This window comes from Brevibacillus halotolerans (assembly GCF_026891775.1).
Classification (GTDB): domain Bacteria; phylum Bacillota; class Bacilli; order Brevibacillales; family Brevibacillaceae; genus Brevibacillus_B; species Brevibacillus_B halotolerans.
In genome coordinates this window covers 91,419-117,743 of sequence record NZ_JAPTNK010000007.1, presented here as the reverse complement: position 1 = coordinate 117,743, position 26,325 = coordinate 91,419, and the positions used below count along the sequence as shown (strand labels likewise).

11 protein-coding genes and 1 pseudogene are annotated in these 26,325 nt (G+C 39.7%); 11 read left to right on the top strand and 1 reads right to left on the bottom strand.

Annotation, left to right across the window (positions count from 1 at the left end; translation table 11 throughout):
* Window positions 1-10 precede the first annotated feature (10 nt).
* The 8 genes and pseudogenes from O0550_RS11330 to O0550_RS11295 all read left to right on the top strand — a co-directional run bounded on the left by O0550_RS11330 (window position 11) and on the right by O0550_RS11295 (window position 9,504).
* Window positions 11-1,324: a cytochrome P450 gene (locus tag O0550_RS11330; RefSeq protein ID WP_258426343.1), complete on the top strand. Its 1,314-nt coding sequence runs from the start codon at window positions 11-13 to the stop codon at window positions 1,322-1,324.
* A 282-nt stretch (window positions 1,325-1,606) separates the two neighbouring features.
* Window positions 1,607-2,623, top strand: a complete 1,017-nt coding sequence (locus O0550_RS11325; protein WP_258426342.1) for a helix-turn-helix transcriptional regulator — start codon at window positions 1,607-1,609, stop codon at window positions 2,621-2,623.
* A gap of 96 nt (window positions 2,624-2,719) precedes the next feature.
* The gene (locus O0550_RS11320; protein ID WP_003339361.1) at window positions 2,720-3,211 is read left to right on the top strand and encodes a DinB family protein; all 492 of its coding nucleotides are present in this window, start codon (window positions 2,720-2,722) and stop codon (window positions 3,209-3,211) included.
* A 126-nt stretch (window positions 3,212-3,337) separates the two neighbouring features.
* Window positions 3,338-4,411: a P1 family peptidase gene (locus O0550_RS11315; protein ID WP_258426341.1), complete on the top strand. Its 1,074-nt coding sequence runs from the start codon at window positions 3,338-3,340 to the stop codon at window positions 4,409-4,411.
* A 279-nt stretch (window positions 4,412-4,690) separates the two neighbouring features.
* Window positions 4,691-5,119 carry an SRPBCC family protein gene (locus tag O0550_RS11310; RefSeq protein WP_003339359.1) on the top strand — a complete coding sequence of 143 codons (429 nt, stop codon included), beginning with the start codon at window positions 4,691-4,693 and terminating at the stop codon, window positions 5,117-5,119.
* A gap of 1 nt (window position 5,120) precedes the next feature.
* Complete coding sequence (locus O0550_RS11305; protein ID WP_003337621.1) at window positions 5,121-5,468, top strand: ArsR/SmtB family transcription factor; 348 nt, start codon at window positions 5,121-5,123, stop codon at window positions 5,466-5,468.
* A 701-nt stretch (window positions 5,469-6,169) separates the two neighbouring features.
* The gene (locus tag O0550_RS11300; protein WP_258426340.1) at window positions 6,170-6,742 is read left to right on the top strand and encodes a TetR/AcrR family transcriptional regulator; all 573 of its coding nucleotides are present in this window, start codon (window positions 6,170-6,172) and stop codon (window positions 6,740-6,742) included.
* Between the two features lie 65 nt (window positions 6,743-6,807).
* Window positions 6,808-9,504, top strand: a pseudogene (locus O0550_RS11295) (cytochrome P450).
* A 163-nt stretch (window positions 9,505-9,667) separates the two neighbouring features.
* Here O0550_RS11295 and O0550_RS11290 read toward each other — a convergent pair.
* Window positions 9,668-10,345, bottom strand: coding sequence for a TetR/AcrR family transcriptional regulator (locus O0550_RS11290; RefSeq protein ID WP_003337616.1), 678 nt, complete (start codon window positions 10,343-10,345; stop codon window positions 9,668-9,670).
* 175 nt (window positions 10,346-10,520) lie between these two features.
* On the opposite strand from O0550_RS11290, the gene O0550_RS11285 reads away from it, so the two are divergent.
* The 3 genes from O0550_RS11285 to O0550_RS11275 all read left to right on the top strand — a co-directional run bounded on the left by O0550_RS11285 (window position 10,521) and on the right by O0550_RS11275 (window position 26,241).
* On the top strand, window positions 10,521-11,537 hold the full coding sequence (locus tag O0550_RS11285) for an NADP-dependent oxidoreductase (RefSeq protein WP_003339352.1): 1,017 nt from the start codon (window positions 10,521-10,523) through the stop codon (window positions 11,535-11,537).
* A gap of 611 nt (window positions 11,538-12,148) precedes the next feature.
* Window positions 12,149-15,376: an amino acid adenylation domain-containing protein gene (locus tag O0550_RS11280; RefSeq protein WP_258426384.1), complete on the top strand. Its 3,228-nt coding sequence runs from the start codon at window positions 12,149-12,151 to the stop codon at window positions 15,374-15,376.
* A gap of 98 nt (window positions 15,377-15,474) precedes the next feature.
* Window positions 15,475-26,241, top strand: coding sequence for a non-ribosomal peptide synthetase (locus tag O0550_RS11275; protein WP_258426339.1), 10,767 nt, complete (start codon window positions 15,475-15,477; stop codon window positions 26,239-26,241).
* The last annotated feature ends 84 nt before the right edge of the window (window positions 26,242-26,325 follow it).

The following is a 26,325-nucleotide window of genomic DNA, read 5'->3' as shown; positions in this document are numbered from 1 at the left end:
GGAGGACATTATGATTCTTACACTTCCGCCTGGACCAAATAAACCTCTGTACAACGTGTTCCGTACTCTGCACAATATTCTGGATTTCATTAAGGAAAACGCAGACAAGTATGGAGACGTCGTGTATTATCCGTTGCTCAATGAACGCATTTATCAATTAAATAAGCCGGAGCTTATAGAAGAAGTATTTATCAAAAAACAATCGAGTTTTATAAAAAATGATCGATTACAAGCGAAGCTTATCAAAAATATTTTAGGCGAAGGTTTATTCACCGCTAACGGAGAGCATTGGCTTCGGAACCGACGGATGATGGCCCCGGAATTCCACCAAAAACGGATAGAAAGCTATGGAAAGACGATCATTGAAGTAACGAATCGTTACATTGAGAACTGGCAAGAAGGCAAAACGCGCGAAATCAAGATCGATATGCTCAATTTAGCACTTGATGTCGTAATGAAAAGTTTGTTTGGACATAACAACACCATTGACGAAGGAAAATTAATTCAGGCCTTGCAGACGATTCTAAGGTATTACGCTAAGGCAGTCATGTTCCCTATACCACTTCCAGGTTATAGTAACTATAAGCGCTGTGCAAAAGAGATGGATAACATGATTTTGCAGTTAATTTCTTCACGAAGATCATCAGGTATATATGGAGATGACTTGTTAGGAATGCTTCTTTCCATGCGCGATGAAAATGGAGAAGGACTTGATGATCGTCAAATTCGCGATGAAGTGATGACCTTGATTGTTGCAGGACATGAGACAACAAGCGCAGCGCTGGCGTTTGCTTTTTATCTTCTATCTGAAAATCCTGATGTTACAGAGAAAATGGCGGCTGAAATTAGTGAAGTGCTTGATGGTCGTTTACCCAATATTCAAGATTTACCAAATCTACAATATACCACAATGGTGGTAAATGAGACCCTCCGGCTTCGTTCTCCAGCTTATATTTTGCTTCGTCAGGCTGCAGAAGACATTCAGATTGGCGAATATATGATTCCAAAAGATTCGATTGTGTTAGTTAGTCAGTATGTCATGCACCGTGATCCCCGTTATTTTGAAGATCCATTGGTATTTCGTCCAGAACGCTGGGCAGATGGGCTTGAAAAAAAATTACCGACGTTTGTCTACTTTCCCTTTGGCGGTGGACCGCGCATGTGCATTGGACAGCGATTTGCAATGGCAGAGGCCGTGTTGATTTTGGCTACCATTGTTCAACGCTACAAGCTAACAGCAGTTAATCAGGACAAGCTAGAGGTAAACGCTTCGATAACTCTATCCCCAAAAGCCTTGCATATGGTTGTAAATAAACGGATGTAACCATCTACCATTGATATAGGAAATAAAAATGCCAAATACTAAGGAAAAAGAGCTTTTAGGGAAAAGTAGATGAAAACAATACCGTTCTATCGTTAGAGGTAACCGGTTAAACAAAAAATGAGAAATGATATAAAAACAGTGTGAACCGAGCTTGGATAAAGAGGGGGTTCAATGCTGTTTTTTTTGTTGTAGGTTGCTACACAGTCTTTTTGGTTTTTCCTTTTAAAAGTTTGCTATATTCTAGTAAAAGAAATAGATATGATGAAATACGGGGGCTAAAGAATGGCAAAAACGCAACGTTTGATTGAAATTATGATGACGATGAATGCGAAGAGAAAATTCACGGCACGGGAATTGGCAGAGGAATTCAAGGTTTCGTATCGCACCATTTTACGTGACTTAAATGAACTAAGTGTAATGGGAGTTCCTATTTATTCAGAGGTAGGAGCAGGGGGTGGCTATTATTTATTACAGGATCGCATGCTGCCTCCTATTTTCTTTAAAGAAACAGAAGCAACTGCTATGTTTTTTGCTTACCAATCGTTGCAATTTTTTGATTCTCTCCCCTTTCAAACAGAAACGAAAGCAGCATTAAAAAAGTTTTATCACTATCTACCAGAAGATGTGAAGAAACGCATTGACCAAATGCGAGACAGAGTTGTTTTCTGGAATCCTATGTACGCTCAATCTTCTCATCATTTAGAAGTATTGCTCGAAGCAGCTATGGATCAATCCATTCTGACTATTCAATACGATGGTAAAAAGGGAATAACCAAGAGAAGAATTCAACCAATCGGCTTGTATAGCTACAATGGATTTTGGTATTGCCCAGCTTATTGTTTACAGAGACAAGCGTATCGACTGTTTCGGGCAGACCGGATTACGCAAGCAGAAATAAGCGATCCTGATACAGCTACTTTAAAGCAGGTTCAATCGCAAGCAGATTGTGAAAAAAGAGCCCCCATACAGAATAAATCGGGAAAGGATAAACTACGTTATTGCTCCATCATGGATTGGCTTATAAACAGTGAACAAAACGGGAAAAATCTCGTTCCTTTTGTCGTCGAGCTGACAAGAGACGGTACACGACAAGCGAAATCGATATTAGATTTAGTCCGGGTGGTTGAAGAGCGCAGCGATGGGACAGGCTGGATCGATACAAGGATTCCGCGTGCTGAAATTCCCTTCTATGCTGAGCTTGTTTGGAATCTAGGCATGGAGGCGATGGCGAAGGAGCCGCAAGAACTTATTTCTTATGTGAGGGAAAAGATTACAAAAATGGCGGAGCGTTATCGGTAAATAAACTTTTTTCATGCGTTCCATTATGACAGAGTTTGTCACTATTAGCTGTTAGAATCAAGAAGAGAAATCTAATAGACTAAAGAGGTGTAAAGCATGTCCAATGTTGTGAAGTTACGGGATGAGTTATTTCATCAGATGAAAGTAGCTATGAAAAGTACAATTTTACTTCTTCAGAAGATTAAAGAAGAGGATTGGGGGTATCGACCTGCTCCGAACATGCGTACTCTACACGAATTAGCCTGTCATCTAGTAGCAATTCCTGAGGTAGACCTTCTTATTATGCAGGAGAAAGGAGAGGATACCATAAGACAGATTGAACAAAAATACAACACATTGGATACGGCCAAGTCCCTGGCACAAGAGATGGAACAAGGATACCAGATGTGCATCTCTTATCTGTTAGCTATGTCAGAAGATGAGTTTTTCAACAAGAAAACAACTCCTTTTTATCATGAACACTCTGCTTCTCAGGCTCACTGGTTTACGGAGAGCGTTACCCATATGTTTCATCATCGCTCACAGTTATTTACTTATTTAAAATTGCGAGGATATGAGGTGAGCATGTTTGATTTGTATGTTGAATAGAGAGTGGTGTGTAAATGCTAGTAACAGATGCTGCTAAAGACTTGTTACTATGGAAGATGTTAATTTTTATGCTGAAAGCTGTATGTAATAATAAAAGATAGATGAATGCTGGGGAGATGTGCATCCATGAGTCAACCTACAAAAAAAAAAGTTCGTGAGCTAGGAATCGTGATTGGAACGTTGCCAACAGGAAGGAAAAATTGCATTACAGATGTTAGCGGTGTAAAAGTTGGTCATGTCACCATAGATCGACCGCTAGATAATGGCACGCAAGATTATGCATGTACCGGTGTTACCGCTATTTTGCCTCATGGGGGTAATTTATTTCAGGAAAAAGTGACAGCAGCTAGTTATGTAATCAATGGATTTGGCAAAACAACAGGTCTTGTACAGATAAATGAATTAGGAGTGCTGGAATCCCCGATCATGCTGACTAATACGTTTTCGGTGCCGGCTGTTACGCTAGGGACCTTACAGGAAATGCTAGCACAAAATCCTGAGATTGGTGATACGACAGGTACGATCAATGTGGTAGTTGGTGAATGTAATGACGGTTATCTCAATGCTATTCGTAGATGTGTTATTCAACCAGAAGACGCTAGAGCAGCAATTATGAATGCGACGGAGAATCAATCCGAAGAGGGAGCTGTCGGCGCTGGAAAAGGTATGGTTTGCTTTGGGTATAAAGGCGGGATAGGGAGCTCTTCTCGTCTCGTCCAGATAGATGGTAAGGAATATTCAGTTGGTGTACTTGTGCTAAGCAATTTTGGAAAAAAAGAAGAATTTCAAAGAGATAAATATCAACAACAATTCGCAAATGTTCAGCGTTCCTCCACTGCTATTGAACATACGTCGGATGGTTCAATCATGATTGTCCTTGCTACCGATGCCCCCGTCAATGAGCGGCAATTGCTACGTTTGGCCAAGCGTTGTGCCATCGGCCTTGGGAGAACAGGTAGCTATTATGGTCATGGCAGCGGAGATATTGTGATTGCTTTTTCAACCGCACATAAAATTCCACATCATAGTGATCATATTGTGGAAAAACGAATGCAGCTACGTGAGGAGCATCCTGTAATGAATCAATTGTTCACTGCTGCAAGTGATGCGACAGAGGAAGCAATTCTTAACTCATTATCTAAAGCCAGAACAACAAAGGGACGTAATGGAAGAGTTGTTGAGGAATACGTATTCACATAAACAAAGATGATGGAGGAAGGAATTATTTGTTAGCTAAGATGGTTTGACATGAAACCAAATGGTGTCATATAATCACAAAGTGAAACCAAATCGTTTCGAATAAACGTGTTATAGATTTATCTCCTTAAGACTGCCAACCGGGGATAGTTTGGCACGAATCGAACAAAATAATTCATGATGTGGAAGATTTTGTTGTATGACCAAAAATGGATATGGGTCAGCTTTATATCTTCGTGGCGACAAATATCAGATAAGTAACAAATTGATGGAGGTAAATAAATGCAAACGAATCAATCTAACAAGATTCCTGAGATTCGCCAAACAATCGTGTGCAATGCACCAATTGAGCGAGTATGGGAAGCTGTTGCGACATCAGAAGGAATTGCTGCATGGTTTATGCCTAATGATTTTAAGCCAATTAAGGGGTATGAGTTCCAATTGAATGCTGGCCCTTTTGGTATGTCTCCTTGTAAGGTAATGGAGCTTGATCCGCCTAAGCGTCTTTCCTTTACATGGGGAAAAGATTGGACCGTTACTTTTGAACTAACTACCTTAGAGGATGGAACAACAGAGTTTACGCTGATTCACAGCGGCTGGGACCCAGATACAGTCACCGAGTTTGGTGAAACCCATATCGTCGTGCGAGACAGAATGGCAAATGGCTGGGTAGGCTTACTGAAAGCATTACGTACTCACGTCGAGGCGTAATATGAGTGCACCAGCTCACAAGTATGATGTGTTTCAAGCCATTGCTGACCCAACGCGACGGCAGCTACTGGAATTGTTAGGTGATCAGGAGCTGTCTGTTACCGCAATCAGTAGCCATTTTCCGATGACTCGGACAGCGGTTTCTAAGCATTTACGGATATTAACAGAGGCTGGGCTACTCACGGAAAGAAAAGTGGGACGTGAAACAAGGTATCGACTTAAAGCAGATCCATTACTTGAATTGAAGAAGTGGCTCGAATACTATGAACGATTCTGGGAAAATAAATTGTCTGCGTTGAAACGTTATGTAGAAGCAGAAGATAAGGCAGTGGAAGAAAGAGGTCGTTAAATAGCGGCCTTTTTCTGTTTTTGTATAGCCTTGCAGGAAGATTTACTTTCTGAGATAAGCTAAAAAATATTTATCCGTGAAAGCAGAATAGGCGTTCAGGGTTACATAAAACGGTGAACAAAACAGATAGAACAAACGTTCTTACACCGGAGAAAACGGCATTTTTCTTAGATACAACTGGATTATTTTAAAGGTTTTCATGTATATAAATGGATTTGTATACTGTTATTTACAAATTATTAGGCCGAAAATCTTCATTTTGTTCAATCGTAAAAGGGATGAAGAATAACCAGCATAATCATACTTTGCTTGTCTTAAAGCACCTGCTGATAACACAAAAAGCCCATAAATATAAGCTTTTTACGAAGTTAGTTGATTTTGTTTCCGAGGAGCAGGAGCTAGAAAACCATAAAACAGAACGAATGTTCGTACCCCGGTAATTTCATCATTTTAGAGATAAATCACTCTCATGAACATATTTAAATCGGGAAAAAATCAGGAACGGACAGCTTGTAACACAATGCTATCAGGGAAGACCGTACATAGCCTGTAGAAAAAGGTCAGGTAGGGAACCCAGATTATGTTGAGGGAATTTTTATCAGAAAAGTTGAATTTATATAATAATTGGTGTAATATTCTATCAAGTGATAGTTTCATCTATCAAAAAATGAACCGATCAAAAAGAAAGAGGGGCCTTCAAGATGAAAAATGCCAGATCAGCGACAAGGGAGGCTAGGCTTAATGCCATTTTGGATGCGGCTACAGAATTACTAGTGGAAAAGCCAACTGCATCTTTGAATGAAATTGCCGAATACGCCGGTATCGGCATTGCGACTCTGCACAGATACATCGAAAATAGGGATCAATTGATCCTGCAACTAGGATTAAGATCTTCTCAGGTGTTCAGAGAGACGATAAAGCAAATTCCGTTAGACGAGGAAAACATCGAATCCTATATTTCACAATTGGTTGAGGCGTTAATTCCACTCGGGGCTAAGATTTATTTTCTAGCTCATGAATCTACGCTGTATTACAGTCAAGAGATGATGGAAGCTGAGGAGGAGGTAAAGGAACCTATTCGACACTCCATTCAGATATTGCAACGCAAAGGCTACCTCCGTGCCGATATGAACAGCGAATGGATTTTGAATGTCCTGTACTCACTTCTCTTTATGACATGGCAGCAGGTTCAAGAAGGTCATATTGCGAAAAGATCGGCCGCGTCGCTTCTTTTAGACACACTTTATCATGGTTTTAAACAAGAAAAATCATAAGTAGATTTGATGATGCGTAGCAGGGCAACTACACTTTCGCGAATGAATCTGAAAGGATGTTTGTGATGAAAGAAGTAGGATATATTCCGCAACCCAAAACGTATGGTCCGCTTGGCAATTACCCCTTAATAGACAAAGATACACCGACACTTTCACTCTGTAAACTTGCAGAAGAGTTCGGTCCAATCTACCGATTAACCCTTTCTGGAAGTTCAAGCTTGGTTATTTCTGGTCATTAACTAGCGGCTGAGGTTTGTGACGAGTCGCGTTTCTTCAAAAACATTACAGGTGATTTGGAAAATGTTCGTGCCTTTAGTGGAGATGGTTTATTTACGAGCAGGATTGAGGAGCCTAATTGGCAAAAGGCCCATAATATCCTCCTACCTACTTTTAGTCAACAAGCAATGAAAGGATACCATTCGATGATGGTGGATATTGCCTTGCAGTTGATCCAAAAATGGGCACGTCTTAATCCTAATGAAAGTATAGATGTTCCTGGCGATATGACTCGACTTACATTGGATACGATTGGGTTATGCGGCTTTAATTATCGCTTTAATAGTTTTTATAGAGAAACACACAGCCCTTTTATCAACAGTATGGTTCGCGCACTTCAAGAAGCGATGTATCAGAGTGGAAGATTGAAAATTCAAAACACACTAATGGTGGGAACCAGACGTCAGTTTACCCAAGATATTGAAACGATGTTTTCATTAGTAGACAAAATCATCGAGGAACGAAAGGCGAATGGCGATCAGGGTGAAATCGATTTGCTCACCCGCATGCTTAACGGGAAGGACCCGCAAACTGGAGAGAGACTGGATGACAAAAATATCCGGTATCAAATCATCACATTTTTAATAGCAGGACATGAAACAACAAGCGGCTTATTATCATTTGCTCTCTATTTTTTGCTGAAAAACCCAAAGGTGCGAGAAAAAGCCTACCAGGAAGTGGATCGGGTATTAACCGGTGTATCTCCTTCGTATCAGCAGGTTCTACAACTTACATATGTGCGTATGATTTTACAGGAATCCTTACGTTTATGGCCAACAGCCCCGGGATTTGAACTTACCGCTCGGGCAGATACAATCATTGGAGGGAAGTATGCCATAAAAAAAGGCGAAGTTGTTGCATTACTCTTACCCCAGCTTCATCGAGATAAAGATGCTTGGGGAGATGATGCTGATGAATTTTGCCCCGAGCGATTTGAGGACCCTGATAAAGTCCCCCATCATGCCTATAAACCTTTTGGAAATGGTCAACGAGCCTGCATTGGGATGCAATTTGCACTGCATGAAGCCACTTTAGTTCTAGGTATGATTCTCCAGAACTTTGAATTAATTGATCATACGAACTATCAGTTAAGCATTCAACAAACATTAACGATCAAACCAGAAGAATTTTACATACGTGTCAAACAGCGAAAGAAACAGAAGCTAGACCAATCTAGCCAAGAGCCAGAAGTAGGAGCTGTAAACATACGAGGGACAGATAGTCGATGGGAACAGATTAAAACATCCATAGCTAGGGTCAACCATGTATCTTTACTAATCCTTTATGGGTCAAATTTAGGCACAGCAGAGCGTACCGCACGAGAGCTTTCTACTATTGCGGGTTCACTCGGTATCAGAAGTGAGATGGCACCGCTTGATGATTGGCTAGGAAAGTTACCGAAAGAGGGAGTCGTACTGATCGTTACCGCTTCTTATAATGGAAAGCCCCCCAATAATGCCCGTAAATTCGTGCAATGGCTGGGAGGAGTAGAGGCAGATGCGCTTCAAGGAGTTACGTATGCGGTTTTTGGATGTGGAGACCGCAATTGGGCAAATACCTATCAAGACGTCCCGAGATTTATTGATGAGCAGCTTACTTTAAAAGGAGCAAAAAGGCTTTCGTTGCGAGGCGAAGCTGACACTAGCGGAGACTTCGAAAAACAATTAGAAGACTGGCAGAAGCGGATGTGGCTTGACGTCATGGAGACTTTTATTCTACAGGAAAACCTTGAGGAAAAACATCACGGAACCCTTACGATTCAATTTATGAATGACTTGTCAGATGTACCGCTCGCCCTCAAGTATAATGCTGTCTATGCCTATATAAAAGAAAACCGGGAACTGGAGAGTGCTAATTGTGGGCGAAGCATCCGGCGAGTAGAAATCACACTGCCAGATGGTCTTAGCTATCAGGAGGGGGATCAAATCGGGGTATTACCGAAAAATAGGAAGGAGCATGTCGAACGAATTTTACGACGCTTTGGCTTAAACGGGAACGATCACTTGATTTTGAGGGCAGATGGACGTAACATAGCCCATCTTCCGCTGGATCGACCAGTACGACTTGATGATTTGCTGAGTCAAAATGTAGATCTGCAAGCAACCGTGACTCATGCACAGCTACGTGAGCTTGCAGCTTACACGGTTTGTCCTCCACATAAACGTGAATTAGAGGCTTTGTTAGATGAGATTACCTATGAACAGCAGGTAGAGAAGAACGGGATGTCGATGCTAGAACTGCTTGAAAAATATGAAGCCTGCGAGATGCCCTTCGAAAGGGTTATCGAGCTGTTGCCCCCGCTTCAGCCGAAATATTATACGATAACTAGTTCTCCAGAGAACAGTCCCCATCAGGCTAGTATTATGATAGGAGCTGATTCTCTAGAAAGTGAATGCGGAGTACATCTGGGAATGCTCGATCATTACTTAGCTGATTGCCGCCCAGAAGAGAAAATTATAATGTTCATCAGTACACCAGAATCTTAATATCCAACTCCTGAAAACATTCAAGAACACCGGCTATTATGGTCTGAAAAGAAGTGCAAGCTTTCTAATATGTATTCAATTCCCAACGAATATCCTATATGGAATAGGGACAGTTGAGCACAGTTAGTCTGATTTGCAATGTAGCTTACACGCTTTATATGAGCTACTCTGTCCACGTAATTTTTTGAATACATTGCCCTACCTGCATGGGAATGAATGAGTCATCTACGTCAGGAATAAGCTCGGGTTTGAGCAGTTGATGCTTTTTCATCTGATAGTAATCAAATAAGGCTTGTTCTAAAGTCATGTGATTTTGAATCAAAAAAACAGGACTAAGTAAACTTGGCAGGAGTAGCTCGTCCTGAGCAATTAATAAAGAAGGATTAACAGAAAGGAACACACCTTCCCTATGACCAGCTTCATAAAAAGCTTTAATATGATCGTTACGAGCTTTTTGCGCCTCAACAATTCGCTGGTATAAATGAGGATACATGCTTTTTAGTTCCTGTAATAATAAATCTGATAAAAAAATAGCCAGAACCACCGAGTTTTCAAAAACCTTTTGGAAGCGGCGTACGAAAGAAGCGGATTCGTTATCAGATAAATCATGAAGGTTCTCAAGGATATAATCAACGTACACTTCTACTGTCGCTTCTAAGATTTCTGTTCGAGAAGAAAAATATTTATACATCGTTGCTTTGCTTATATCCATATATTTTGCAATGTCTTCCATTTTCAAAGAGCTGATCCCTTGCTTTTTAAGAAAGGGAAGTAGACGAATAATCAATTCTTTTTTCGTCTCTTGCTCATTTTTACGTGATCTGCCTCGAGTGTTTGTCACTTCAATGCCTCCCAATCTAAAACATCAAATTACATTATAACGTAAAATTAGCTATTACACATATAACTGCTATTTAACTAAACGAAATATACAAAAAAAGTTTAATTAATACATTTTGTATGATAATATAAGGTTGCAAAGGTAACGTTTCCTAATAAGTAGGGAGGGTATTCTAATGAGTGAAGCAGTTAATAATCAGATTTTACTTTCTAGTCGGCCTGTTGGCGTTCCAACAAGAGATAATTTCACCTTCATCAAATCCTCTATTCCTGAAGTCAATGACAATCAGCTTTTAATACGTACTCTATACCTATCTGTTGATCCCTATATGAGGGGGAGAATGAATGATCAAAAATCTTATATACCCCCATTTCAGCTAGATCAAGTGATAACCGGTGGAGTAATTGGAGAAGTAATAGAAACGAAGTCCTCAAAATTTCAAGTCGGGGATGTTGTCCTTGGTCTATTAGGATGGCAAAATTACTCCGTGGTTGATGCTGGAGAAGTACAAAAAATCGATACAAATATAGCACCAATTACAACCGCATTGGGTGTACTTGGAATGCCTGGAATGACCGCTTATTTTGGTCTATTGGACATCGGCCAACCACAGGCAGGGGAAACCGTAGTTGTTTCAGGGGCCGCAGGAGCGGTGGGAATGCTTGTCGGGCAAATAGCAAAAATCAAAGGGGCACGTGTTGTAGGGATTGCTGGTTCTGATGATAAAGTTCAGTATGTAACAGAAGAGCTCGGATTTGATGCCGCAATTAATTATAAAACAACACCAAATATGCAACTAGCATTAGAAAAAGCTTGCCCAAACGGGGTAGACGTTTATTTTGATAATGTGGGTGGTCCGATATCAGATGCCGTTCTGAGCTTGATTAATCAGGGAGCACGAATTCCTCTCTGCGGTCAGATTTCTCTCTACAATTCAGAGAAGCAGGATATTGGACCTAGGGTTCAGGTGCAGCTCCTCAAGAAAACAGCTACTATGAAAGGTTTTTTGGTAACTCAATATACAGATCGTTATCATGAGGGAATGACACAGATGGCCCAGTGGATCAAGGAAGGAAAAATAAAATATTCCGAGAATATTGTAGAAGGTTTGGAGAATGTACCAGAAGCTTTCCTTGGGCTATTTACTGGAGAGAACACTGGTAAGCAATTGGTAAAAGTTTCTGATTGTTAAAAAATGTAATATAAGAAACGAAGCTTATATTCTTCATAAAGAAAAACCAGGCTTTCAATAGAAGGTCTGGTTTTTTTAGTAAGTAATCATGGAACCGCTTGTCAAGCTCAAAATATTATGGAATAAATCTTTATATGATGAATGAATTTAGTTTTGGATGTTGTAATTTTATGTAACTTATTGTAAATTTAATCCAAGATGAACATTTGTAAAATAAAGCAATTTGCTGAAATGTATGTTATGGCTGTAATGCTTACACATCCATCATGAAAATGTAAGACAAAATTACAAAATGTTGATGTTAACTGTCGATTTGCTCGATATAGTATAAATGAGGTTGTAGCTTGATAATACGATAATATATCTCTTTTTATAAGATGGCGAGACCTTTTATAATCTCCAAGATCAATGATTCTTTTTTCCTCTATGAAACACTCCTTGATTACTATAATTACGATCCAAATTTCCTTTTGTACTGCTTTTCTAAAAAGTGATGTCCCACAGTGTAAAATCTACGAATAGAAGGGGGTGTTAGGTGCTGAATATCATTGGCACGAATATATGAAAAAGAAGTATTTGTATATTTTTCGAGCATAGGAGGTTAAACTGTGATGATACACAGTCATTCGCTCACAACACCCTATCTATCTGACAAGACAATTCATCAGCTTTTTGAAAGCCAAGCTGAAAAAACCCCAGACAATCCTGCCATTATCCTAGAACAAGAAAAGCTTACCTATCAAGAGCTTAACTCCAAAGCAAATCAACTCGCACGATTATTGATAGAAAAAGGCGTTCAGACTGATCAAATTGTTGGTATTTTCATGGATCGATCGATAGAAATGGTTATTAGCATTCTAGCGATTTTAAAAGCTGGCGGGGCATATGTCCCGATCGACGTTGAATATCCGCAAGAGAGAATTCAATACATGCTAAAAGATAGTCAAACCAAAATAGTTTTAACCCAGCATGCTCTTGTTGGTCTTATCCGCGAAGCTGATTTCCAAGGTCAAGTTATTACTTTTGAAGATCCAGCAATTATGATGCAAGCGGAATTAAATCTTAATTTGGACTGCAAGAGTACCGATTTAGCTTATGTAATTTATACATCCGGTACGACTGGAAATCCAAAGGGAACCATGCTGGAGCATAAAGGTATTGTAAACCTAATCGATTATTTCCAAAAAATACTTGAAATTACACCTAACGACCGAGTCGGGCAATTTGCCAGCATTTCCTTTGATGCATCTGTATCAGAGTTCTTTATGGCATTGCTAACAGGTGCTAGCTTATATATGATTTCTAAGGATACGATAAACGATTTTGTAAGCTTTGAAACATTTATGAACCAGCATAAAATTTCGATTATCACACTGCCACCCACGTATCTTATTCATTTGAACCCAGAGCGCATTTTATATTTGCGTAAACTCATCACAGCAGGTTCAGCCACCTCTTTTCCCCTAGTGAATAAATGGAAAGATAGAGTAACCTACATGAATGCATATGGTCCAACCGAATCGAGCATTTGTGCTTCCACCTGGATAGCAAAAACAGAAGTCGCAGGGCAGCAGGCAGTCCCCATTGGTTCACCTATTCAAAATACACAGATTTATATTCTCAATCCAAATTTAGAAGAAGTACCTTTTGGAGACACGGGTGAACTATGTATCAGTGGGATTGGACTAGCAAGAGGCTATTGGAATCGTCCAGAATTAACTTCCGAGAAATTTATTACTCATCCGTATCTACCCGGTGAAAAAATGTACAAAACAGGGGATTTGGCGAAGTGGCGTTCAGACGGGACCATTGAGTATATAGGACGTATGGATCATCAAGTAAAAATTAGGGGACACCGAGTGGAATTGGGAGAAGTAGAAACTGTTTTATTACGGTATCACAAGATTAGAGAAGCCGCTGTCATTGCTAAGAAAGATGAGCTGGAACAAGCCTATTTATGCGCCTATTTTGTCGAAACAGAGCAAGTCTCAACTAATGAACTAAGCGAGCATGTTGCAAAAGACCTACCCGTATATATGATTCCTTCCTATTTTGTACGCTTGGATAAGATGCCACTAACTCCTAATGATAAAATTGATCGAAAAGCCCTGCCTGAACCACATGCCTCTCTACTTGATACAACAGAATTTGAAGCACCGACTACTGAAATAGAAGCGATCCTTGCAGAGATTTGGCAGAGTGTATTAGGGAATAACAGAGTTGGTATTCATGATAACTTTTACGCTCTTGGAGGAGATTCAATTAAAGCGATCCAAGTAGCTGCTCGATTGTATGCCTATCAACTAAAGCTTGAAACAAAGGATTTGCTCAAGCATCCAACCATTACAGAAATTGTCCCCCTTTTAAAGCAAACAAGTAAAAAGAGTGAGCAAGGCATTGTCGAGGGAGAAGTAGGATTAACTCCTATCCAGCAATGGTTCTTTGATCAACAATTTACTAACATGCATCATTATAACCAATCATATGTGCTTTCTCACCCGAATGGAATTGACGAGGTACTCATCCGAAAGGTATTTGACAAAATGATTGAGCATCATGATGCTCTTCGGATGGTATATAAGCAAGTAAATGGAAGGATTAAACAGATCAATCGAGGGAAAACAGGTCCACTATACGACTTTTTCACATTCGACCTAAGATCTAATCAAGATGTACAGCAAGCTATCTATGAGGAATCCTATCGTTTACACAGCCAAATAAATCTAAATGAAGGCCCATTAGTAAAGCTTGGATTATTTCATACCCAAAAGGGTGACCATTTATTTATTGCTATTCATCATTTGATAGTAGATGGTATTTCGTGGCGAATATTATTTGAAGATATTAGTACAGCTTATGCGCAAGTGTTGGAATCAAAAGAGATAGCTTTACCAGAAAAAACGGATTCATTTCAGGAGTGGTCCTTGGAAATTGAGAAATATGCTACTAGTAAGGAGCTTTTACATGAAATTCCTTATTGGCAAGCGCTCGAATCTATTGCAAAACCTACTCCTCTCCCCAAAGATTTTGAGAATTCCTTAGTCAAACAAAATAGTATCCAGCATATGAAAATGGAATTGTCAGTGGAAGACACGGGACATTTATTAAAAAACGTGAATCATGCTTATCAAACAGAAATAAATGATATTTTACTATCCGGGTTAAGTCTTGCACTTCTAGAATGGGCTAAAGTAGATCAAATCCTCATAAATGTAGAGGGGCATGGACGAGAGGATATTATCGAACAAGCTAATATAGCACGAACAGTAGGCTGGTTTACTTGCCAATATCCTGTTCTAGTAAAGATGGATAAATCAGATGATTTGTCTTATCACATAAAGAGTGTTAAAGAGAATTTGCGGAAGATTCCGAACAAAGGGATCGGCTATGAAATCTTAAAATATAAAACTGCAAAAGAAATAAACACTTCTCTTTCCTTTTCTCTTCAACCTTCGATTACTTTCAATTATCTGGGACAATTCGATTCTGATCTGGAGGGTCAAGGTTTTACCCGTTCACCATATAGTCAGGGAAATTCTCTTGGTGCGGATGGGAAGAACAATATCAGTCCGAAAATGGAAAGCAATATGGTTTTACATATCACTGGGGTGATTGAGAATGGCAGGATGAATCTATCTTTTTCATATAGTGACCAACAATATAAGGAAGAGTCGATTAAACAGCTTGGCGATAAATACAAATATCACCTTCTACGCTTGATTAGACACTGTATGGAGAAGGAGGAAACTGAACGTACACCTAGTGATTTTAGTATAAAAGGTCTTGAACTGGAAGATGTGGACGATATTTTTGGTTTATTAGAAGAATCCATGAAGTAATCCCTAGAAGGATAGGTGACGAATGAAACGAGGTGTACTTACACTTTCCTGCTGTTATTTTTTTAATAAAAGTAAAAAATAGAAATGAGGAATGCTGGGTGAGTACTTTTAGGAGAGAACTGGTTCAGGACATGTATGTACTATCTCCTATGCAAGAAGGGATGCTGTTTCATTCCTTACTAAACGGGGATAATAACTCTCATTTGGTACAGATGACGATCCACATTCAAGGAAAAATGGATGTTGATTTGTTTGCAAAAAGTTTACAAATGCTGGTATCCAGATATGATGTATTTCGAACAACGTTTTTGCATGAGAAAATGAAAAAGCCAGTCCAAGTCGTTTTGAAGGAACGCGCCATTCCCATTCAATTTCATGATTTGAGTTCCTTTGACGAGCGAACAAAAATGGAACAAGCGGATCAAATGAAAAGAAAAGACCAAGAAGCTACGTTTCATATAACCAAAGATCCTCTCATGAGAGTGATCATCCTACAAATGAAGGAAAATGAGTATCAGGTCATTTGGAGCTTTCATCATATTATTATGGATGGCTGGTGCTTCAGTATTATTTTTGATGAACTTATCCAGATGTATGATTCTTTAGTCGAAAATAAGCCTTTGTCACTACAACCAGTACAAGCATACAGCACCTTTATTGCATGGTTGGAGAAACAAGATCAAGAGACATCGCTTCAGTATTGGGCGGAATATATAAAAGATTATGAGCATCAAGCTGTATTGCCGAAAAAAGGTTCTTCTGGAGAACAGTCAGCGTTTTTGCCAAAGCAATATCATTTTTCATTTGATCGTGCGCTAACGCAGCAGCTACAGCTAATCGCTAAAAATAATCAGGTGACCCTACCTGTCATTTTTCAAACCATTTGGGGATTAGCACTGCAAAGGTATAATTCGTCAAACGATGTAATTTTCGGCTCAGTTGTGTCGGGTCGTCCAACTGATTTACAAGGAATCGAGAGAATGGTTGGTTTATTCATTAATACTCTTCCTTTCCGCGTTCAAACAAGTGCAGAGCAAGCCTTTTGTGAAGTAGTAAAAGATGTTCATCAAAGAACGCTAAGCTTCCAACAATACGAACATGTTCCTCTGTACGAGATTCAAAATCAATCTGAATTAAAACAAAACCTGTTTGATCATATTGTTGTTATTGAAAATTATCCATTAGTGGAAGAATTGAAAAAGAACAATATCATGCAAAAGATTGGTTTTTCGGTTCTTTCGGTCGAGATGTTTGAGCCAACCAATTATGATTTAACCATTATGGTTCAGCCAAGAGAAGAACTTCATGTTCGATTAGATTATAATGCTTTCGTTTTTACTACAGCGTTTATAAAAAAAATGGAAGGACATTTGAAGCAAATAGCAACATGCGTGGCAAATAATCCAAATGTGGCTGTAAAGGATATTACGATGCTTACGCAGGAGGAATATCAGCAGGTAGTTGTTGAGTTAAACGACACAGAGACTCCGTATCCAGATAAGACCATTCATGAGTTGTTTGCAGAACAAGTAGAGAAAACCCCTGATCAGATTGCTGTTGTTTTGGAAAATAAACGCCTCACATATAGACAGCTAGATGCAAAATCAAACCAATTAGCTCGATTTTTGAGAAACAAGGGAATTGGGCCAGATCGGCTTGTCGGACTTATGATGGATCGCTCGATAGAGATGATGATAGGTATACTAGGAATTCTAAAGGCGGGAGGAGCATTTGTACCGATTGATCCTGCATATCCAGCCGAAAGAATTAGCTATACGCTGGAGCATAGCGGCGTGCAAATCCTTCTGACACAGCAACATCTCATGTATAAAAACCCTTCTTCAATAGAAATAGTAGATATCCAAGCTAGTAGCATTTGGTCAGAAAGCATGGACGATGTTGCAAACCTGAATTCCTCTCATGACCTGTTTTATATTATCTACACATCTGGAACAACAGGTAAACCAAAAGGGGTAATGCTAGAGCATAAGAATATGGTTAACTTAATGCAATTTACCTTTGCAACAACCAATATTGCGTATAAGGAAAAGGTATTACAATATACGACTTGTAGTTTTGATGTATGCTATCAGGAAATATTCTCTACACTATTAAGTGGGGGAGAGCTGTATCTCATTACCGAAGATACCAGACGTAATGTAGAGAAGCTGTTCACTTTCATTGAACGGGAAAAAATAAGTATTTTATCACTGCCTGGTGCCTTTTTAAAATTCATTTTTAACGATAAAAGCTTTTCTAAGATATTTCCAACTTGTGTGAAACATATCATTACAGCCGGTGAGCAATTAGTAGTGACCCATGAGCTGAAGCGATATTTACGTAACAATCATGTATATTTGCATAATCATTATGGCCCTTCAGAAACTCATGTTGTAACAACCTATACGATTGATCCTAACCATGAGATTCCTGAAATCCCGTCGATTGGTAAACCAATCTCAAACACTGGCGTTTATATTTTAGATAAAGAAAAGAAGCTACAGCCACACGGTATCGCAGGGGAATTATTTATATCAGGTGCCAATGTAGGCCGAGGATATATTCACAATTCGGAGCTGACTGCTGAAAAATTTAGTGCCAATCCTTTTAAACCAAAGGAAAGGATGTATCGAACGGGAGATTTGGCCCGTTGGTTGCCAGACGGCAATATCGAATATTTAGGTCGAATCGATCAGCAAGTAAAAATACGCGGTCATCGGATCGAGCTTGGCGAAATCGAGTCACACCTGCTCAATCATAAGGATATTAAAGAAGCAGTTGTCATAGATCAAATGGATGAAAAACAGACAAAGCATATAGTCGCATATCTTGTTGTAAGCAAAAAAGTAAGTGATATGGATCTGCGCAACTATATGGGGAAAACTCTTCCTGACTATATGGTTCCTTCATTCTTTGTGTCAGTAGACAAAATTCCTCTAACTCCTAACGGAAAAATTGATAGAAGATCCTTGCCAAAACCTGAGGGAACGATTAGAGCAGATGTAGCCTATGTGGCTCCATCCACTGAATTAGAACAAAAGCTAGCTATTATTTGGCAGGATGTACTAGGTGTTCCCAGGATTGGCGTCCATGATCAGTTCTTTTCACTCGGCGGCCATTCTTTAAAGGCAATGAGTCTTATCTCTCTCATCCAGAAAGAGTGTGGGATTGATCTTCCGTTACGAATATTGTTTAAAACTCCAACGATCCAAGCCATTGCTAGATACTTGGAAAGTGGCGGTAAAGAGGTAGACGAGAGGTATATTTCGATCCCACCAGTTTCAATCAGGGAATTTTATCCAGTGTCATCTGCACAAAAGCGTATGATTATTTTACACCAGCTCTCAAAGGAAGGTACGGGATACAATATTCCAACCGTCATGATGATAGAGGGCCCTCTACAATATAAACGTCTTGAATGGGCAGTTGAGAGATTAGTGGATCGCCATGAAATTCTACGGACTTCTTTTCATACGGTAAATGGCGAATCTGTCCAACGAGTGAATCCAACTGTCAACATGAAAGTAATGTTTTTGGAGGCAAAAGAAGAGCATATTGACCTCATGATTGAGCAATTTATTCAGCCGTTCCCTCTTGAATCAGCTCCGTTAATACGAGTAGGTTTAGTTAAGGTGACGGAAGAGCGCCATTATTTACTTGTGGATATGCATCATATTATTTCAGATGGTGTATCTGCAAATATCTTTATACATGAATTAACCAAATTATATCAAGCTGAAACAGTTCTTGAGCAACGAATCCAATATAAGGATTATGCTGTGTGGGAAAAAGACTTCTTCCAAACGGAAGCCTTTAACAAGCAAGAAGAGTACTGGCTGACTGCATTTTCAGGAGAAGTAGCACCTTTGAATTTACCGACAGATTATCCAAGGCCTACGATTCAAAGCTTTGAAGGTGATCGCTACTCTTTTGAAATGGAAAAGGAGCTAGTAGACGGCTTGTATCGAATTGCTCAAGAGACGCAAACAACTCTCTACATGGTTTTACTAGCAATTTACAATGTGTTGGTTTCAAAATATTCAGATCAAGAAGAGATTATGATAGGAACGCCAATAGCGGGAAGATCACATGCAGATACGAAAAGTCTGTTAGGCATGTTTGTCAATACATTGGTGATGAGAAATAAGCCTGTAGGAAGCAAAACATTCTCTGAGTTCCTAGCGGACGTAAAAAATAATGCTTTGCTTGCTTTTGAACATGCTGATTATCCGTTTGAGCTTCTGGTAGAAAAAATAAAGCTCCCGAGGGATTTAAGTCGAAATCCCTTGTTTGATACCATGTTTATTCTGCAAAACACGGAGCATACCATTTTTGAATTAGACGAACTAAAATGTACGCCATATGTTCCAAAAGGAAAGCACGCTAAATTTGATGTCTCTTTAGAGGTAAGTGAAGGTAACAATACATTGAAGTGCTGCCTAGAGTACTCCACGAGTTTATATAAGAAAGAAACAATAGAAAGAATGGCAGGTCATTGGCTTCAAATCATCCGTACAGTAGTGCAGAATCCAGAGATTAGCCTGTCTGACATCGATATGTTAACAGAAGACGAGAAACAGAAAGTGATCAAGCAATTTAATGATACGCAAGCTGAATTTTCTTCGGAGCATACGATCCATCAACTATTTGAACACCAGGTAGAAAGGCGATCCACTGGGGTGGCTGTTATTTTCGAGCAGGATCAGATGACCTATCAAGAAGTAAATGAAAAAGCAAATCGGCTTGCGAGATTACTATGCCAAAAAGGGGTTCGGCCTAATCAACTAGTTGGCATTATGGTTGAACGGTCATTTGATATGGTGATAGGCACGTTAGCGATTTTAAAATCAGGAGCAGCTTTCTTGCCAATTGACCCTGAATATCCAGAAGATCGTATCCGCTACATGCTTGAGGATAGTCAGGCAAAATGGGTGATTGCTCAACCACACTTGATGAATAAGGTTGCATGCGATGCTGCGTATATTAATGTCTCAGAACCTATTTTAGCTAGTTTCGTTAGCACTAACCTTCCTCCTAACAGCCAACCAACTGATTTAGCATATGTGATTTATACGTCAGGTACAACAGGGAAACCAAAAGGAGTTATGCTAGAGCATACTGGCATAGCCAACCTTCAAGCATTTTTTGAAAATAGCCTAGGCATCAGTGAACAGGATTGCATTGGCCAATTTGCTAGCCATTCATTTGATGCTTCTGTTTGGGAAATGTTCATGGCTCTAACTACAGGTGCTAGACTAGCGATCATTTCAAAAGAGAAGATTTCCGATTTTATGAAATTCGAAGATTATGTTACTTGCAAAGGAGTTACCGTACTTACTTTACCACCAACCTATGCCATTCATCTTGAACCAAAACATTTACCTACTCTACGTACTCTTATCACTGCAGGGTCTGCTACCTCATTTGGCTTAGTGGATAAATGGAAGGATAAGGTGAACTACATCAATGGATACGGTCCCACTGAAACCTCTGTTTGCGCGACATATTGGAAGGCAGAAGCAGAGAGTGAAAGAACATCAGTTCCGATTGGTATTCCTATGCAAAACGCTCACGTTTATATCGTAGATCAATATCTACAGCTTCAGGGGATTGGCGAGGTAGGCGAGATGTGCGTTAGTGGGGTAGGGCTTGGGAGAGGATATTGGAATCGACCAGAACTAACTGCTGAAAAATTTGTGGATAACCCATTTATACCCGGCGAAAAAATGTATAAAACCGGAGATTTAGCAAAATGGCTACCTGATGGAAACATTGAATACTTGGGGAGAATGGACCATCAAGTCAAAATACGTGGACATCGAGTAGAGCTAGGTGAAATCGAGAGTCTTTTATTACAGCATCCTGCCATACAAGAGGCTGTTGTTCTAGCACGTGATGACCATCAAGGGCAATCATATTTATGTGCTTATATCGTTTCAAAGGAACAAGTCACGGTAACTGAGGTAAGGGAGTATGTAGCAAATGAATTGCCAAACTATATGATCCCGTCCTATTTTGTGCACCTAGATAAAATGCCGTTAACTCCAAACGATAAGATTGATCGTAGGGCTTTACCCGAGCCTGATAAAAATCAGGATACAGGAAAATCATTTGATGCCCCACGAAACAAGATAGAGGAATCACTAGTAGATATCTGGCAAGCTGTTTTAGGGATTGAAAAGATAGGTATAAGGGATAATTTCTTTGAATTGGGTGGTGACTCACTTAAAGCAATGTCGGTGATCACACAAGTCCATAAAGCATTCCAAGTTGAGCTATCTTTACAAATCTTTTTTGAAGCTCAAATAATTGAAGCTCTTTCAGAGAATATCTCTTTATCTGAAAAACAGCTCTACACGCCTATCCCAACTGTTTCTCACCAAGAATACTACCCCGTGTCGTCAGCTCAGAAACGGATGTACGTTCTTCATCAGCTTGAGGGGACAGGCATTAGCTACAATATGCCCGGAATGATGGTAATTGAAGGAGCTTTAGATAAGGATCGCTTCAAACGGGCATTGCAAGAAGTAATGAATCGGCATGAGAGCCTGAGAACTAGCTATGGGGTGGTGCAAGATCAAATCGTTCAGAGCATTCAGGAGCATGTAGAGTTTGACATGGAATATATGCAAGCCCAACAACAGGAAATAAGTAAAATTTTCCAATCGTTTGTAAGGCCATTTGATCTTGCTGTCTCCCCATTATGTAGAAGCCGTCTCGTCAAGCTAGAAGAGGTACGACATTTGTTCCTGTTCGATGTTCACCATATTGCTTCAGATGGTACTTCGATTGGAATAATTCTGAGAGAGGTTGCTGATATTTATGAGGGCAAACAGCTTCCTCAACTGCCTATAACGTATAAAGACTTCTCTTCTTGGCAAAATGAATTTTTCTTAACGGATGCCATAAAAAAACAAGAAGAATATTGGTTGAACAGGTTTGCTGGCGAAATACCTGTGGTGAATGTACCGACAGATTATACCAGACCAGCCGTAAAAAGCTTCGATGGCGATCAGTTCATGATGAGAACGGGAAAAGAGATATTTGATGGTCTGCAAAAGGTAGCGGCTGGGGCAGGTACAACGCGTTATATGGTTTTGTTAGCAGCGTATAATGTTCTACTCTCCAAGTATTCTGAGCAGGAGGATATTATTGTTGGTACCCCTATTGCTGGTCGGTCACATGCTGATGTTGAAAATATGGTTGGGATGTTTGTTAATACACTGGCGATGAGAAATAAGCCGGTAGGGAATAAAACCTTTCAAAATTTTCTTAAAGAAGTAAGACAGAATGCCCTACAAGCCTACGAAAATCAGGATTATCCATTTGATGAGCTCGTAGAAAAATTGCATTTGGAAAGAGACCCAAGCAGAAATCCACTTTTTGATACGATGTTTATTCTTCAAAATGGCGATGTGGAAACAAGAGTCTTTGATCAGCTTGTGATGCGCCCATATGAACAAGGGGATACCCTAGGAGTATCAAAATTTGATATGGCGTTTCATATGACGGAAGGACAAGACGAGATTGTATTCCGCATTGAATATAGTACAAAGCTATTTACCCATAAGACTGTTGAGAGAATGGCAGGCCATTTCCTGCAAATTATACGGACCATTATTGCTAACACAGAGGTTACTTTGTCTGATATTGACATGCTAACGGAAGAGGAAAAACAACTGTTGCTAGTCCAATTTAATGACAATTCAGCCGTGTTCTCATCAGATCAAACGATTCATCAATTGTTTGAAGTGCAAGTAGAAAAGCATCCGCATGAAATAGCTGTTGTTAATGAACAGGTCCAATTGACGTATCAGGAATTAAACGCTAAAGCGAATCAGCTTGCAAGGCTACTCCGAGAAAAGGGCGTACAACCCAATCAATTAGTGGGCATCATGATTGAACGGTCTCTAGACATGGTGATAGGTACCTTAGCGATTTTAAAATCAGGCGCGGCCTTCTTACCAATCGACCCAGATTATCCAAAGGATCGGATACGGTACATGCTAGAAGATAGTAGGACGAGATGGGTGCTTGCACAGCCTCATTTGATGAACGGTGTAGATTCAGATGCAGAATTTATCAATGTCTCCACGCAGCTACTAGCTACCATTGCTCCTACCAATCTAGTTTCTATCAGTCAACCAACCGATTTAGCGTATGTAATTTATACCTCTGGTACGACAGGGAAACCAAAAGGAGTTATGTTAGAGCACACCGGAATAGCAAATTTAAAGACGTTCTTTGAGGAGAATTTGGGCGTAACTAAAAAAGATCATATCGGTCAGTTTGCCAGCCAGTCATTTGATGCCTCTGTTTGGGAAATGTTCATGGCTTTAGTAACCGGGGCAAGGCTCGTTATCATTTCAAGGGACACCATTAACGATTTTGTCAAATTCGAGGAATTTCTGAACCAACAAAGGATTTCAGTTCTTACCTTACCGCCAACGTATGCTATCCACCTTCATCCAGAACATCTTTCTACATTACGAATACTGATCACGGCAGGTTCTGCTACATCGTTTGGCCTGGTCGATAAATGGAAAGACAAGGTAACCTATATCAATGGGTATGGCCCTACTGAAACATCTATTTGTGCTACGTACTGGAAAGCCTCTGAAAGATCAAGCATAGCTCAGTCTGTTCCGATAGGTGCTCCTGTTCAAAATGCACAAGTCTATATTCTAAATCAGCTCCATCAGCTACAGGGCATTGGAATAGCAGGAGAAATGTGTGTAGCAGGTGTAGGTCTAGCCAGAGGATATTGGAACCGACCAGAACTAACTGCTGAGAAATTTGTTACGAATCCTTTTAACCCAAGTCAAAAAATGTACAAAACGGGGGATTTAGCACGATGGCTTCCCGATGGTACCATCGAGTATCTTGGTAGAATCGATCATCAGGTGAAGATACGTGGACACCGAGTAGAGCTTGGTGAGATCGAAAGTCTTCTGTTATTGCATCGTCAGATCAAAGAAGCAGCAGTATTAGCGCGTGAGGATGAGCAAGGACAATCTTATTTATGTGCCTATTTGGTTTCTGACGAAGCATTGTCTGTAGCCGAGATAAGGGGATATCTAGCAGATGATTTGCCCAGCTATATGATTCCATCCTATGTTGTACAGCTCGCTAAAATGCCGCTGACACCAAACGATAAGATTGACCGCAGAGCATTGCCTGAACCAAATAAAAATTTTGATACAAAAAAAGCATACGACGCTCCTCGAAACGAATTAGAACAATTGGTAACAGAGATTTGGCAAGACGTTTTAGGTATAGAGAAAATTGGAATTCGAGACAATTTCTTTGAATTAGGCGGGGACTCAATTAAGGCCATTCAAGTGCTGACTCGTCTGACTACTGCTGGTTGGAAATTAGAAATGAAAGATTTGTTCCAAAATCCAGCCATCGAGCATGTCATTTCTTATGTCACACCTAGCCGTAAAAAAAGCGATCAGGGTGTAATAGAAGGAGAAATAGAGCTCACGCCGATCCAGAGTTGGTTCTTCAAAAATCAATTTACGGGTATGCATCAATGGAATCAAGCCGTTATGCTACACAGGGAAAAAGGCTTTGATCAAGAGGCAGTAGCACTCGCATTCCAAAAAATAGTAGAACATCACGATGCCCTACGTATGGTGTTTAAACGTCAAAATAATAAAATCATTCAATGGAATCGGGGCATTGAGAATCATTTATTTGATCTTTACAGGTTTGATTTGGAAGAAGAAATCAATGTAGACAGTAAAATCTTGCAGTTAGCCAATGAGATTCAAAGCAGCATTGATCTTACAGAAGGTCCATTGCTGAAAGTAGCGATTTTTCATACAAGCACAGGAGATTATTTGCTGATTGTTATCCATCATTTAGTGATTGATGGTGTATCGTGGAGAATTTTGTTCGAAGACTTTTCTACCGCTTATTCGCAGGCACTTTTACATCAGGACATTACCTTGCCGGATAAAACAGATTCAGTGAAAGACTGGGCTATTCAAATGCAAAAGTATGCCAATAGTGAAACAATCATCAAAGAAATGGAGTACTGGGAGAATCTAGAGAAAACAGCAAAGATGACGATGCTCCCAAGAGACTTTAACGAAGTAGAAAATACACAGAAGAACACCCATCTTCTTAAAACTGAGCTTACGAGCGAACAAACAGAGAATCTATTAAGAAATGTAAATCATGCGTATCACACGGAGGTTAATGATATTTTACTGACTGCGGTAGGATTAGCCTTTAAAGACTGGGCTCATACCAATCAGGTGATTATTAACCTAGAGGGACACGGACGCGAGGATATTGGAAATGATATGAATATTTCTAGAACAGTAGGCTGGTTCACCTCCCAATATCCAGTTGTATTAGATTTGGACGAGTCGGAGGACATTTCGCTTCAAATTAAGTTTGTAAAAGAAAACCTGCGGCATATTCCAAAGAAAGGGGTCGGATATGACATCCTGCGTTATCTAACGATTAAGGAGTTGCGACCTTCCCTATCGTTTGGTTTACAACCAGAGGTCAGCTTTAATTATTTAGGGCAATTTGATTCTGATGGAAAAGACGGTGTATTTGCACTTTCGCAAACCAATACAGGCAATTTGTTTAGTCCAGAATCTGAAAGACCATTTTTATTAGATATTTCATCTGTTGTTGAAGGACGAAAATTGCAAATTAGTATTGGATACAATAAGCTCCAATACAAGGAAGAGACAATTGCCACATTAGCAGAAACCTATAAAAAGTATTTGTTGCTAATCATTGAGCATTGCATGTCCAAGAAAGGAGGAGAATTAACCCCAAGTGATTTGGGCGATGATGATCTTTCATTTGAGGATTTAGAAAACATACTTGAGCTCATTTAATACATGATTCATGCGATTGTTCCTCCAATTGAGGATCACAGACTATGGTTTCGTTGGAGGAACAACATTTTTCTCTTTTCATAT

Bases quoted from the DNA above. Each gene is read 5' to 3' on its own strand.
- O0550_RS11330 (WP_258426343.1), top strand. From the start codon at position 11: ATGATTCTTACACTTCCGCCTGGACCAAATAAACCTCTGTACAACGTG.
- O0550_RS11325 (WP_258426342.1), top strand. From the start codon at position 1,607: ATGGCAAAAACGCAACGTTTGATTGAAATTATGATGACGATGAATGCG.
- O0550_RS11320 (WP_003339361.1), top strand. From the start codon at position 2,720: ATGTCCAATGTTGTGAAGTTACGGGATGAGTTATTTCATCAGATGAAA.
- O0550_RS11315 (WP_258426341.1), top strand. From the start codon at position 3,338: ATGAGTCAACCTACAAAAAAAAAAGTTCGTGAGCTAGGAATCGTGATT.
- O0550_RS11310 (WP_003339359.1), top strand. From the start codon at position 4,691: ATGCAAACGAATCAATCTAACAAGATTCCTGAGATTCGCCAAACAATC.
- O0550_RS11305 (WP_003337621.1), top strand. From the start codon at position 5,121: ATGAGTGCACCAGCTCACAAGTATGATGTGTTTCAAGCCATTGCTGAC.
- O0550_RS11300 (WP_258426340.1), top strand. From the start codon at position 6,170: ATGAAAAATGCCAGATCAGCGACAAGGGAGGCTAGGCTTAATGCCATT.
- O0550_RS11285 (WP_003339352.1), top strand. From the start codon at position 10,521: ATGAGTGAAGCAGTTAATAATCAGATTTTACTTTCTAGTCGGCCTGTT.
- O0550_RS11280 (WP_258426384.1), top strand. From the start codon at position 12,149: ATGATACACAGTCATTCGCTCACAACACCCTATCTATCTGACAAGACA.